Origin of the sequence: Halomonas sp. N3-2A (assembly GCF_002216165.1) — a bacterium.
In the GTDB taxonomy this organism is placed as follows: domain Bacteria; phylum Pseudomonadota; class Gammaproteobacteria; order Pseudomonadales; family Halomonadaceae; genus Vreelandella.
This window is the reverse complement of record NZ_CP022286.1, coordinates 2,693,116-2,706,858: the sequence shown is the minus strand read 5'-3', so window position 1 is coordinate 2,706,858 and position 13,743 is coordinate 2,693,116. Positions and strand designations below refer to the sequence as shown.

At 55.8% G+C, this 13,743-nt stretch carries 11 protein-coding genes; 9 read left to right on the top strand and 2 right to left on the bottom strand.

Annotation, left to right across the window (positions count from 1 at the left end):
* Positions 1-2 precede the first annotated feature (2 nt).
* Together CEK60_RS12670 and CEK60_RS12665 are read right to left on the bottom strand one after the other, a co-directional pair.
* A complete protein-coding gene (locus CEK60_RS12670; protein ID WP_089039325.1) occupies positions 3-821 on the bottom strand; it encodes an alpha/beta fold hydrolase in 819 nt (272 codons plus the stop codon).
* Complete coding sequence (locus tag CEK60_RS12665) at positions 818-1,978, bottom strand: FAD-dependent monooxygenase (protein WP_089039324.1); 1,161 nt, start codon at positions 1,976-1,978, stop codon at positions 818-820. Before CEK60_RS12665 ends, CEK60_RS12670 begins: the two co-directional genes overlap by 4 nt.
* Before the next feature lie 463 nt (positions 1,979-2,441).
* Between CEK60_RS12665 and CEK60_RS12660 the strand changes: the two genes are divergently transcribed.
* The 9 genes from CEK60_RS12660 to CEK60_RS12620 all read left to right on the top strand — a co-directional run bounded on the left by CEK60_RS12660 (position 2,442) and on the right by CEK60_RS12620 (position 13,737).
* A complete protein-coding gene (locus CEK60_RS12660; RefSeq protein ID WP_089039323.1) occupies positions 2,442-2,930 on the top strand; it encodes a (2Fe-2S)-binding protein in 489 nt (162 codons plus the stop codon).
* Positions 2,923-5,934: a c-type cytochrome gene (locus CEK60_RS12655; RefSeq protein ID WP_232471384.1), complete on the top strand. Its 3,012-nt coding sequence runs from the start codon at positions 2,923-2,925 to the stop codon at positions 5,932-5,934. Before CEK60_RS12660 ends, CEK60_RS12655 begins: the two co-directional genes overlap by 8 nt.
* Positions 5,935-5,955: 21 nt before the next feature.
* Positions 5,956-6,144, top strand: a complete 189-nt coding sequence (locus tag CEK60_RS12650; protein ID WP_089039321.1) for a hypothetical protein — start codon at positions 5,956-5,958, stop codon at positions 6,142-6,144.
* Positions 6,137-7,645 (top strand): sodium:solute symporter family protein, encoded by a 1,509-nt coding sequence (locus CEK60_RS12645; RefSeq protein ID WP_089039320.1) that lies wholly within the window; start codon positions 6,137-6,139, stop codon positions 7,643-7,645. Before CEK60_RS12650 ends, CEK60_RS12645 begins: the two co-directional genes overlap by 8 nt.
* A 129-nt stretch (positions 7,646-7,774) precedes the next feature.
* Positions 7,775-8,806: a leucyl aminopeptidase gene (locus CEK60_RS12640; protein ID WP_089039319.1), complete on the top strand. Its 1,032-nt coding sequence runs from the start codon at positions 7,775-7,777 to the stop codon at positions 8,804-8,806.
* 406 nt (positions 8,807-9,212) lie between these two features.
* On the top strand, positions 9,213-10,355 hold the full coding sequence (locus CEK60_RS12635) for an ABC transporter ATP-binding protein (protein WP_089039318.1): 1,143 nt from the start codon (positions 9,213-9,215) through the stop codon (positions 10,353-10,355).
* 79 nt (positions 10,356-10,434) lie between these two features.
* Positions 10,435-11,538, top strand: coding sequence for an extracellular solute-binding protein (locus tag CEK60_RS12630; protein ID WP_089039317.1), 1,104 nt, complete (start codon positions 10,435-10,437; stop codon positions 11,536-11,538).
* Between the two features lie 90 nt (positions 11,539-11,628).
* Positions 11,629-12,882 (top strand): ABC transporter permease, encoded by a 1,254-nt coding sequence (locus CEK60_RS12625; protein WP_232471383.1) that lies wholly within the window; start codon positions 11,629-11,631, stop codon positions 12,880-12,882.
* 3 nt (positions 12,883-12,885) lie between these two features.
* Positions 12,886-13,737: an ABC transporter permease gene (locus CEK60_RS12620; RefSeq protein ID WP_089039316.1), complete on the top strand. Its 852-nt coding sequence runs from the start codon at positions 12,886-12,888 to the stop codon at positions 13,735-13,737.
* Positions 13,738-13,743 lie beyond the last annotated feature (6 nt).

Here is a 13,743-nt window from a genome sequence, read left to right as displayed (position 1 = left end):
GGTTAGAGTTGTGTGCCCAGGAAGTCTTCAAAGGCGGCAAAAAAACCGTCGAAGTCATCCCAGGGAATCATGTGACCCGCTTGTTGCGCGGTAGAAACGCGAATCGTCGGTAGCAGGGCGCGTATTTCGGTGCGGTCTTCATCCTGGATAACCCCGCCCTTGCCTGCACACATCAGCAGCGTGGGCACTTTTATAGCTGGGAAGTCCTGGTGGATATCGACGCTGTGGAACTCTTCAAACGCCTGAACAATGGCGGGCTCAAAGCAAGTGTGTAACCACTCGGCGCGTAACCGCAGCTGCTCGTCGCTCCAGGTGGGGCAGTAGTGGCGCATGGTTTCGATGTCTGCGCCCCGGGTGCAGTCGCGAATCGAGTCTACATACCAGGGCAGCTTGCTGGGGTACTCACGGCGCCCTGGCCCTGAAACCGGTGGGTCGATAAGTACCAGTTTGTCGATGCCCTTGGCGCCGCGATTCATGGCGCGCAGAGCAAAGCGCGCCCCCATGGAGTGGCCCGCCAGAATGACGTTGCTTAAGCCGAGCGCATCGATAAAGGCGATCACATCGTTGGCACAGGTGTCGGTGTCATAAGCAAGTTCAGGCCCGGTGGACGACAAGCCACGCCCACGGACATCCAGTACATAAGTGTCGAAGTGCTGGCCCAGGCGCTCGGCCACAAAGCCCCAGGTGATCGCCGGGCTGGTGATGCCGGGTATTAGCACCAGCGGCTGGCGCGCTGTCTCGGCGCTGTCACCAAAGCGCAGGTAGTGCTGACGAATGCCATTGGCGTGTACGTTGGCGCCATAGAGATAGGTGCTGCTCATGCCGGGCTCCCTTGACTGGTGGGTTGCTTCAGCGGTACTTCAAAGGGGTCATAGGCGAATACCCATGCTGGGTCTTCGTCTTCCCGTAACCAAGTATTGTCGTGGGAAACCTGCTGAACCCGCGAAGCGCGTTCAAAACGGTTGGTGCGGTAAAGTTCGAAAGCCTGTTGGTAGTTTTCGGCGCCCACTTCTTCCAGGCAGCGTACCAGCATGGCGGCGTCCTCAATGGCCATGGCCGCGCCCTGGGCCATATGAGGCTTCATCGGATGGCAGGCATCGCCCAGCAACACCAGTCGATTTTCATGCCACAGTGGCAGCGGGTTGCGCTCCAGCAAGGGCCATTTGGTAACGGTTTCAGTGCAGTCAATCAGTGCTTGTACGGTGGGATGGTAACCCTCGAATGCTTTGCGCATCTCTTCCCGGGAGCTGTCGACGAAGGAAGTGCCGTGGTTCCAATCGGGTTCAGGCACGCCAGTCACGTAGTAATACTCCTTCTCGTCGCCGGTCACGAAGTAGACCATCATGTGGCGGTCTTCCGACCACCACTTCACGCAGGCTTCGAAATCCAGGTCGTATGCCTTGAGTTTTTCGGCAGAGATAATGGCTCGGTGAGCAACCCAGCCGCTATAGATTGGCGCCTCCGGACCCAGCAGCTTCTCGCGCAGTCGCGAATTGACCCCATCGGCGCCGATCACCAGGTCGGCCTCTTCTGTCGTACCGTCAGCGAAGGTCATGACGACCTTGTCGCCGCTGTCGTCGACATCGACCAGGCGCTTATCGAAATAAAGATTGTCCTGGTCGAGCGTGCTGACCATTAATTCGTGCAGATCGCCACGGTGTACGGTGATATAGGCTGCGCCATAGTTTTCGCGAGCAAACTCGCCTAGCGGGATACGAGACTGGTACTCGCCGGTCATGCCATTGCGGCTGAACCAGTAATCGGGGTGTGAGCCCATGGTATTGAGCTTCTCTTCAATGCCAATGCGGCGCATTACTTTCATCACGTTGGGGCCAAGGTGAATGCCTGCCCCAAGGCGCGCAAACGCGGGTGCCTGTTCGTACACCTTGGTGGGGTAACCCGCTTTCTGCAGTAGCGCGCCTGCAGCGGCGCCGCCAAGGCCCGCGCCAATAACGGCTATGGTGGGTTTATTGTTCATATTCTGGTTTCCTCGCTGTTTTATTCGCCTATCACTCGTTTCTGCATGCGTTCGCGAATGCTATAATACAACGTATACACCATTTATTTTTTGGTCAAGAATTAGTTTTGAAATTATTTTTAGACGAAAATAAAGCGGTGTTTTTATTTAAATATATGAATTTAATGGATTTATATCTGTTTTTTTGGTTTTATTCAAAAACTTGAAAAACGCATCCATTGAGTGCTATACGTTTATTAGGCTTGTTTTTATAGCGTACGCACCTTTAATGCTCGATGAGTGTTAGCTCTGCACTTAGCTGGTGCAAGTCGATTGGCTGTATGTGAAAGGGAGATGAAAATAGGCTGGATGAAGGTGCTACGAAGCGTGTTTGGCAGGCAGTACTTATTAGTAATATCTAAGTCATATCCAAGCCCTATTCAGAGCAAGAGGGCGGGCTTAACAATAACGATGATGATCCCCTATGACGCTAAAGCTAACTATCAATGGGCACGAACACGAGTTGGCCGTGCCGCCACAGACACCATTGCTCAATGTGTTGCGTAACGACCTAGCGCTCAATGGGCCTAAGTATGGCTGTGGTTTGGGTGAGTGTGGGGCATGCAGTGTATTGATTGATGGCATGGCCGCACGCACCTGCGTGCTGCCCGTGTCTGCTGCTGTTGGCCATGAGGTAACCACCCTTGATGGTCTTTCCCATGGCGGTGAGCTTGATCCTGTACAGCAAGCCTTTGTCGATGCTCAGGCAGCCCAGTGTGGCTACTGTTTGAACGGCATGATCATCACTATTCGTGCGTTGCTAAATCATAATGCCCAACCCTCTGCGCATCAGATTCGCACCGCTTTAGAGCATAACCTCTGTCGATGTGGCACCCATGTTGAAATCCTCCAGGCAGCGGAGCGGGCCGTGGTCCTTAACGCGGCCGCGTTGCAGGAGGCTTCTCATGAGTGAAGGGGCGGTGCTCCATGGCCAGCAAAAACAGGCCGACATCCCCGCGCTGCTAGCGAAGGCACGTTTTGGTGTCGTGGTGCGTCCACCTTACTACCGGTGGAATGGCGAGCGTTTTGAGAGTGATCGCTTGGTTGGCGTCGATCGCAGTAGCATTGCCTCACTCTCTGGCTCTATTGAAGTCGTGGTGGACGGGAATTTTGTGGCGGTGGTTGCCGATAGTTTGGCCTTGGCGACCGACGCCGCTAAACAGTTGAAGATTGAGTGGCAGGCCGTTCACCAAGCATCCGAAAAAGTGCCTGAAGGCGATCAAGCGCCCTCTGAGTCGCCTCTTATAAAGCCTAACCAGTCGTCCATGCATTCGAACCATGCGTATGGCTGGCCGAGTCGCATGCGCTGGGGCAATCACCCCAGTTGGGTAATTGCCGATTGTCGCGACCAACAATTGAGCGTGTGGGGGCAAACCGTCACACCAGCGGCGCTGAAACAGGATTTAAGCCGGTTAACCGCGCTGGATATTAGCCAGATTGAGCTTTACAGCGCCGACGGTAAGCACGCATCAAATCAGGCCTCAGGGCTGGGTCGCCACAGCGGTGACGATGCCGCCGTGGATGCGGCGCTGATGTCGCGGACGGTGGGCGGCCCGGTAGCCGTTTGGCTCGATGCCCACTACGCCAAGGATGCTCAGGCATTAGGCCAAGCGCAGCGAATTAGCCTAAATGCGGACATTGCCAGTAGTGGTGAGATAGCCCGTTATCATTATCAGCAGGCCAATCTCACGGGTGAGGTGGCTGCCATAGGGTTGTTGTTAAGTGGCAGGGCCACGATAGCAACGCCTAGCGCTGAGGCCCGCGTTGGCGGGCAAGACACCACGCCATTCTCGCCCTATGTATTTCGCGACCAATACCTTGCCGCACGCTCCCAGCCAGCGTCACTCTCCACTAATGCCACCTTGATGGGGATACAGCAGACGTTTGCGCGGGAGTCTTTTTTAGATGAGGTTGCCCGCGAGAGCGACCAAGACCCTGTCGCGCTGCGGCTTCGCCATCTTGACGATGCACGTGGCATAGAGTTGATAGAGTCCGTGGCTAAACGGGCCGAATGGCCAAGGGCATCCAATCCATCAGCGGACGCTTTACCCCAGGATCTACTGCGCGGGCGGGGCTTTGCCTACTCGCAGTTGCCCGATCGGAATCAGCGCGTGGAATCGGGAGTGCGCTCTGCCTGGATTGCCGATGTTGAGGTCAATCGTGTTACCGGTGATGTTCAGCTTACCCGTTTGGTGGTGGGGCAGGACGCTGGCCCTGATGTGGATACTGATCGCCTTCAGCAAACGCTACAGGCCCGGGTATTGGGCGAAGCGCGCCCCCTTTTGGGGCAAGCGCCCAGTTTCGACGAGTGGGGTGACGGCAGTCGTACGCTAACGAAAAGTGACTATTCAGCGGGCTTACCAACCAGCGCTTCTTCGTCAAGCCCTGCTGAGGAAGGTGTTAATCACGGCGTCAGTAAAGATGTATTAAGCGGTGCGGAGCTATCGCCGGGTGTTGCGGTAATCGCCAATGCGCTTTTTGATGCCACCGGCCTGCGTTTTCGCCAACCACCGTTTACCGCCAAACGTGTGCGCCAAGCACTCGAAGCTTCGTCCATCGAGGAGGCAGGGCGCCCATCTATATTGAAACCGCCGCGGTCAGTGAAACGTCGCTGGTTAGCCGCTGCAGCGTTTACCACCATTGCGGGCACTGCGGCCGTGGCGTGGCCGTGGAAAGGGGCCATTGCGCCTGTCTCACGGCCAGCCGCCAACCTTTATTCCGCCGAGACCATTGAACGCGGGCGACTCGTTGCGGCTGCAGGCGACTGCGCGGCGTGTCATACCACAGAGGGTGGCGTGACCAATGCCGGTGGGCGTGAATTTGAAACCCCTTTCGGGACGCTCTACAGCACTAACATTACTCCGGATGAGGCGACGGGGATTGGTCAGTGGTCTTACGCAGCCTTTGAACGCGCTATGCGCCACGGCATTAGCCGTGATGGCAGCCACCTTTATCCCGCGTTTCCCTATACGGCGTTTGCCAAGACCAGTGATGCCGATTTACAGGCGCTTTACGCCTACTTAATGGCTCAACCTCCTGTCGCGACTGAAAAAAACGCCAATGCGCTCACGTTCCCCTTCAGCGTGCGTAGCTTAATGGCAGGCTGGAATACGCTTTATCACGATGCAACCCCTTTCCAGCCTGACCCCATGCAAAGCGAACTGTATAACCGGGGAGCCTATCTCGCCGAAGGGTTGGGCCACTGCAGCGCCTGCCATAGTCCCCGCAATGCCATGGGGGCTGAGAAAAACGGCGAGGCGTATTTTGCCGGTGCCTTTGTAGATGGTTGGGAAGCACCACCGCTTAATACGCTGTCGCGTGCACCCATTCCGTGGAGTGAAACATCGCTTTACGACTATCTGCGCCACGGTGAGTCTGAGCTTCACGGCGTTGCCTCTGGCCCTATGGCCCCGGTGGTAGCGGGGTTGGCGGAGCTACCTGAATACGATGTGCGGGCGATTGCTCACTATGTGGCCGCCCAAATGCAGGCACCAACCGGGAATAGCGATGCGACTGTGGCGGACGCTACGCAGCGCGTAACCAGTACAGCCGTTAGCTCAACAGGGCGGGAGGCAGGGGAGCGGCTCTTCGAGGGCGCCTGTGCGGCGTGCCATGTCGATTCTGGCGTTCCTACCTTTTCGAGGGCGAGCACTAATCTGGCGCTGAATACCAATTTGCACAGCGACCATCCCGATAACGTTATTCAGTCAATTTTGGGCGGTGTTCATGCCGAACACGTCCCCGGTATCGGCAGCATGCCAGGCTTTGCCGACAGCTTTAGTAATACCCAGGTCGCTGATTTGACGACCTATCTCCGAGCGCGCTTTGCTCCAGAGAAAGCACCTTGGCAACAAGTAAAACAACGTATCACAGAGTTACGCCAGCCTCACTACAACAACACTCACTCTACTCCCTGACGTAATAAAACGAGGTGGATTATGAAACGCAGTAAATGGATATGGCTAGTATGGGCAGTTGTCCTGCTGAGCTACCTAGTGCCTTACACCCTCCTAAGCGGGGTCGCGTTCTGGTACGGCAGCTTCCTGTTTTGGATGTTGGCAGGGCTGATCATCATTGCGCTGAATGTGTTTATCACTAAAGATTTTGAGGAGCACAGCAATGACTGAGTCACTCATCTGGTGGTCGATTGCCATCTATTTATTGATCGCTATTGGCATTGCGATCATGTCTCGCCAAGGCCCTTCCGAAAGTATGTCGGGATACTTCCTGGGTAACCGACAAATGAACGGCTTTGTCTCGGCGCTGAGTTACAGTGCCACTACCTACAGTGCTTTTATGATGGTGGGCTTGGCAGGTCTTACCTATGCCGGCGGCGTGGGAGCGCTCGGTTTTGAAATCATCTATTTTGCCGGTGTATCGCTTGTGGCTATCTTCGGGCCAAAATTCTGGGCGGTGGGCAAGAAGTTTGGCTTTGTCACCCCCAGCGAAATGTTGGGCCACCGCTACAACAGCAAACATGTGGCCATGGCTGTCTCGATTGCCAGTTGTATCTTCCTGATTCCCTACTCGGCCGTTCAGCTCGCGGGTGTCGGTTACCTATTGCAGGGTATTACTGATGGCGCGATTACCTTTACGACTGGGGTGGTGCTGGCCACTGTCATCGCCATCTTCTTCTCCTATATCGCGGGCATTCGTTCGGTGATGTGGACCGACTCGCTCCAGGCCATCATGATGATTGTCGCTTCAACCCTAGTGGCCTTCCTGGTAATCCAGGGCTTGGGTGGTTTCGGCGCACTATTCGATACGCTGGCAACGGAACATCCACAGTCGCTGACGGTGCCCGGCCCTGGCTTGTTCAGCTTTGTCACTTTCCTGGGGCTTACTATTCCCTGGTTCTTCTTTAGCATTTCCAACCCGCAGGTCAGTCAACGCCTGTTTATGCCTTCCTCGCTGCGCTCCATGCGCCACATGCTGATTGGCTTCCTGGTATTTGGTTTTATCTACACCATGGTCTCTGTGCTTTGGGGCTTCTCTGCTTTAGCCGCATTCCCAAGTCTTGCAAGTGCAGATTTAGCCACGCCTACGCTGCTGGCCTCGGAGTTTGTACCGCCAGTATTAGGGGTGATTGTGATGATCGGCATCATGGCTGCTGCCGTCTCCACCATTGATTCGATCATGCTGACCTTGGCCTCTATGGTTTCCCGCGACGTCTATGCCAACGTCAAACCGAACGTCAGTGAAAAGCGCCAACTGCTGGTGGGCAAGTTCGTGGTGCCAGTGATCGCACTGATGGCGCTGGCCTTTGCCGAGCTGCAGCTTGACCTTATTGCAGTGCTGTCGGTGGCCGCTTCCTCGGGTCTGGTAGCGATGGTGCCAGCACTTATCGGTGCCTTCTATTGGAAGCGCGGTACTGGTGTCGGTGCACTGGTAAGCGTAGTGGGCACCAGCGCCTTTGTGCTGTTGATGTATGCCACTGGCAATTCGCTGTTGGGCCTACCCGCTGGCGTTTGGGGCATTGTGGTCGCTAGTGTGCTGTTTGTTGGCGTTAGCCTTATGACCAAACCTCATCAAGCCTCTTCGGACGCCTTCTTTACCGCCATCGCGGAAGAGCTGAGTAAAAAGCGCCGTACTACCACCGATCAAGCGACGAAAGAAGCGGCTGCCTAATTGACGTTCAGCTTTGAACCGATAACACCACAGAGCGCTTGGTGTGCCCAAAGGTGAGCACGAGCGCTCTCAGCTAACACTCCCCGGTATGCTATAGCTGTGCTTTCGCCTGGGGAGTTAGGAGTATGTATGGATCACGCAAGCTTTGCCGAAATTTGCCTCCATCAGCTAAAAATGTCCGGCGTACATGAAGGCGAAAAACTCGTCGTACTGACCCAGGGTAGCGAACGCCTTGATTATGCGGATGCCTTTATGGCGGCGGGACAGCGTTTAGGCGCCAATATGTACCACATGCGGTTACCCGCGCCGTTACCTACCGGTGGCTGGGCCGTGGGAACAACGGGGCTTGCTAGCATGCCCGATGCGGTGGAAGCGCTGAAAAACTGCGACATGTTGATCGATTGTATTTTCCTGCTGTTCTCTCCCGAGCAAATGGCGATCCAAGCCGCGGGTACGCGTATATTGACGGCGGTTGAACCGCCAGAATTACTGGCCAGAATGTTGCCCACCAAGGAACTAAGGGAAAAGGTTGAACTGGCCGCCGCGCTGCTGGAAAAAGCCAAAGTGATGCGCATCACCTCGCGCCATGGCACTGATGTCACCTACCAACTGAATACTTATGAGACGGTTGCTGAATATGCCTGTACCGACGAACCGGGGCGTTGGGATCACTGGCCCTCTGGCTTTGTGTTTACCGGAGGGGATGACGATGGCGTTGATGGCACCATTGTGGTGGCGCCGGGCGATATTCTGCTACCTCAGAACATATATGTCAGAGAGCCCATTACCTACACCATTGAAAAGGGCTGGATTACCGACATACGTGGTGGGCTCGATGCGGAGCTAGTGAAATCCTATATGGATAGCTTTAACGATCCGCGCGGCATGGGCATGAGCCACGTAGGCTGGGGCATGAACCCGAACGCCAAATGGCACCGCATGGTGCCGGGGGAGTTCCCGGGTGGCATGGGGATGGAGCCGCGCAGCTTTTATGGCAACGTGATGTTCTCCACCGGCCCGAACAGCGAGCTAGGTGGCACAAATGATACCGCCTGCCACTTGGATATCCCGATGCGTAATTGCTCATTGTTTCTTGATGATGAACCCATCGTGATTGATGGTGATATTGTCGTAAAAGAGCTGCAGATGGACAGAAACTGACAGGCAAGCAATACATAGTGCGAAGAGCAATACATAGTGCGAAGAATGGTGCGAAGATGAACGCAACGATGCCATTGTACGTTTAAGTATGCCGCTTGCCTCTTGCCGCTTGAATATGAACTAACCGATAGCGCCGCTCCTGTCCATGGGGGAATCCTCCATGGGCATTGCTGTGTCTCGATGCCAAAAGATATCTCCCATAGTTGACTTTGCTATGCCTATGTTAGGTTGATATTCAACGCTAATTGTCCTCCCCGGAAATTGTAATGCGCTACAAACTCACCTTATGGTCATTAATAAGTATTAGGAAAAAAATATAAACCAATAGGGGCCCGGGGATGTGTGGAGGTATGTGTTGAATCGAGCACTTACCTTGGCGCAACGGGACTTTTACCGGGGAATGTGCATGAATGAGACCCTTGCAGACGCTGGGGGCACGACGAAGGCAACGGCAGAAGCGCCGTCTAGTTTTGCTCGCTTCGTCAATGTCCAAAAGAGTTATGACGGTGTTGAACTGGTCGTCAAGGACTTCAATCTTGATATCCGCAAGGGCGAATTCGTCACCCTGCTGGGCCCTTCGGGCTCTGGAAAAACCACCTGTCTGATGATGATGGCAGGCTTCGAAACCCCCACCCATGGTGAGATTCTGCTGAACGACGAGCCAATTAGTGGCTTGCCGCCGCACAAGCGTGGCATTGGCATGGTCTTCCAGAACTATGCGTTATTCCCGCACATGACGGTGGCCGAGAATCTTGCTTTCCCGCTTGAGGTGCGCCATCTCAGCAAAGCGGAGATCAAGGAGAAAGTGGCTAAAGCACTGGCCATGGTACGCCTGGAAGAGTTTGGTGATCGCCGCCCGGCGCAGCTCTCTGGCGGCCAGCAGCAACGGGTGGCATTGGCTCGTGCGCTGGTCTTTGAGCCTGATCTGGTGCTGATGGACGAACCGCTGGGCGCGCTGGACAAGAATCTTCGCGAAGAGATGCAGTACGAGATCAAGCGCATTCACGCCCGTCTTGGGGTAACCATGATTTACGTCACCCACGACCAGACCGAAGCACTGACCATGTCTGACCGCATTGCGGTCTTCAACGATGGCATTGTGCAGCAGTTAGCCTCTCCGGACGAACTCTACGAACGGCCGGAAAATGCCTTTGTGGCGTATTTCATCGGCGAGAACAACCGCTTGGTGGGTGACGTTATCGAGCACCTCGGTAGTGACTGCAAGGTGCGCCTGGATAGCGGCGACATGGTGATTGCCAAAGCGGTGGCATCGGGCGACGTAGGCTCGCGTACGACGCTATCACTGAGACCCGAGCGGGTCAGCATCCTGCCGGATGATACCGACGGCGCGCAGTTCGACAACCAGTTCACTGCCACGGTGCAGGAGGTTATCTACCTTGGCGACCATCTACGCACGCGGGTGTCGGTGTGCGGTAACGAGGACTTTATTTTGAAAACGCCCAATGCCCAAGGGTGTGGGGTGATGCGCCCCGGCCAGCAAATTCAGGTTGGTTGGTCGAGTGCCGATTGCCGCGCGTTGGATGCATGAGCCGGACGGCAGTCAAGTGCGCCGTTTCTCGGTACCTGATGGTGCCGGCGGCGATGACAACAGCAAACGGAGAATCTCTATGAAAATCAGCAATCGCGTTGTTAAGACAAGTATCGCTGCCGTGGGGATGTCGGCACTTGCCGTAGCGGTTAGTGCCCATGCTCAGCAGACGCTGAATATTGTTTCTTGGGGCGGTGCTTACAGCATGAGCCAGCACGAGGCTTACGATAAGCCGTGGATAGAGAAGACGGGTGACGAGATTGTCAATATCGACCGCAGTGGTAACGCTTTGGCCGGTCTGCGTGCTCAATCTCAGGCTGGCAACGTGACCTGGGATTTAGTCGACATGCTCCCCGCCGATGCCATGATCGCTTGTGATGAAGGGCTTATCGAGCCTCTCGACCACGATGAGCTGCTGGCCGACGCCCCGGATGGCACGCCGCCAAGTGAGGACTTCGTCGAGGGGGGCTTGGGGGACTGCTTTGTGGCGTCCATCGTCTATTCCAATATTGTCGCCTTCAATAGCGAGATGTTCCCAGAGGACGCTCAGCCCAGCACCATCGAGGATGTCTTCGACCTGGAAAATTACCCCGGCAAGCGGGCTCTGCTGCGCAAGCCGATTAACAATATGGAATGGGCCTTGATCGCCGATGGTGTCGAGCGTGATGAGGTCTACGCCATGCTTGAGACCGAAGAAGGCGTGCAGCGTGCCTTCGACAAGCTGGATACCATCAAGGATGAAGTCATCTGGTGGGAAGAGGGCGCCCAGCCGCCTCAGCTGTTGGCCGATCAGGAAGTCGCCTTTGCCTCCGCCTACAATGGTCGGATCTTCAATGCCATGGTCACTGAAGACCAACCCTTCGAGATCATTTGGGATGCGCAGGTGTTCGAGCTGGATGGCTGGGTTGTGCCCACCGGCAAGCTCGACAAGGTGAAGGATTATCTCCATTTCGCCACCGATACCCAGCGACTCGCCGATCAGGCTCAGTACATTTCCTATGGCCCGGCACGTCTTTCTTCCTCTGAGCTGGTGTCCACCCATGCCAAAACCGGTATCGATATGACGCCGCACATGCCAACCCACGAACCGAACTTCGCAACGGCACTGCAAAAAGATGACCTGTTTTGGGCTGACTACAACGATGAGCTGACCCAGCGCTTTAACGCCTGGCTATCCCAGTAAGGCGCTGCCGCCGTCCGTCGACAATCGGGCGGCGGCATACCGATAGCCGATCGTTGCTGATCGCTTTTCTTGCCTGACGGAGAGATCTACGTGTCCGAACCGCTTGCAGCTCCTCTGACAACGGCCGATGGCGTGCCGCTCAAGGTTAGCCTGCGTCGCACTGTGCGACGCTCGAAAATCAAGGCGCTGCTGCTGGTTGCGCCGCTACTGGCATTCTTGTTTATCGCCTTTCTGATGCCCTTGTTCGAAATGCTGTGGCGCAGTGTCGATAACCCTGAAGTGTCCACCCATCTATCACGAACCGTTTCAGCGCTGGAAGGCTGGAATGGGGAGTCATTACCCGATGAAGCCGCCTTTGCCGCCTTGGCTGAGGACCTTCGCGTCGGTCAGCAGGAACGCAACCTGGGGCTGTTGTCCAGCCGACTGAATTATGAAAAGTCGGGTATGCGTTCGACCATTAGCCGCACGGCGCGACGTGTTGGTAGGCTGGAACCGCCGTATCGCGAGTCTCTGATCGAGGTCAACGATACCTGGGGAGAACTCGATACCTGGAAGCTGATCCAGCGTGAGGCGTCGCCCTACACCATTTCGTATTATCTGGCAGCGGTCGACCGTCAGTTGAACGCGGACGGCGAGATCGCCAAAGTGCCGGAACATATGCAGATCCACGCCACCCTGTTTTGGCGAACGCTATGGATGAGCGCTGTCATCACGGGCCTGACGCTAGCGCTCGGTTTTCCGGTGGCCTTTCTGCTGGCGAACCTGCCGACGCGTCACTCCAATCTGCTGATGATCCTGGTACTGCTACCGTTCTGGACCTCGCTGCTGGTGCGCACCACCACCTGGATTGCCATCCTGCAGTCACAGGGGGTGCTCAATGACGTGATGGTAGCCCTCGGCGTGATCGCCGATGAGGCGCGGTGGCAGATGATCCACAACAAGATGGGCACGATCATCGCCATGACGCATATTCTGCTGCCTTTTATGATTCTACCGCTTTACTCGGTGATGAAGACCATTCCACCCAGCTACATGCGCGCCGCCCGCTCGTTGGGCGGCAAGCCGTTTCTCAGTTTCCGTCGGGTCTATTTTCCGCTGACGATCCCAGGCATTGCCGCTGGTGGCATCTTGGTATTCATACTATCGATTGGCTACTACATCACACCGGCGTTGGTGGGTGGGCAGTCGGGTCGCTTCATCACTAATTACATCGCCTACCATATGCAGACATCGCTCAACTGGGGGCTGGCGGCTGCGATTGCCTCCATCCTGCTGTTCGTGGTGATTATCTGTTACCTGGTGTTCAATCGTCTGATCGGCGTCGACAAGGTCAAGCTGGGGTAAACGATGGCTATTCCTTCCTACGCCACCCGTGGCGAGCGCATTTGGCATTACATCTTTCTGGCTATCTGTGGCCTAGTGTTCCTATTCCTGATCGGGCCGCTATTGGTGATCATACCGCTGTCATTCAACGCGCAGCCCTACTTCACCTTCAGTAAGGAAATGCTGACTTTCGACCCAGCCGGTTATTCGTTGCGCTGGTATCAGGACTTCTTTACATCGAGCGAGTGGCTCAATGCCATCAAGAACAGCTTTATCATCGGTATTGCGTCCACGCTGCTAGCCACAGTGCTAGGGACGGTGGCGGCGTTAGGGTTGTCGAGTCGGCATATGCCTGCGCGTGGCGCGATTATGGCGCTGTTGATCTCGCCGATGATCGTGCCGTTGATCATCTCTGCGGCGGCGATGTTCTTCTTCTTTTCCAAGGTCAATCTCGCCCAGACCTACGTAGGCGTAATCCTGGCCCACACGGCGCTCGGCATTCCCTTCGTGGTCATCACTGTGACGGCGACGCTATCGAGCTTCGACACCACGCTGATCCGCGCGGCGCATAGCCTTGGGGCTAACCCGACACGGACCTTCTTTAAGGTGGTGCTGCCACTGGTCACGCCGGGGGTGGTGTCGGGGGCGTTGTTTGCTTTCATTACGTCCTTCGACGAGGTGGTGGTGGTGCTGTTCATCGCCGGGCCCGAGCAACGTACCATGCCGATTCAAATGTGGTCGGGCATTCGCGAGCAGATCAGCCCAACGATCCTCGCTGTGGCAACCCTGCTGGTGCTGCTCTCGATGCTGCTACTCACTACGCTTGAGCTGCTACGCCGTCGCAGTGAGCGTCTGCGGGGGCTCTCTCCAGACTAAGCCCAA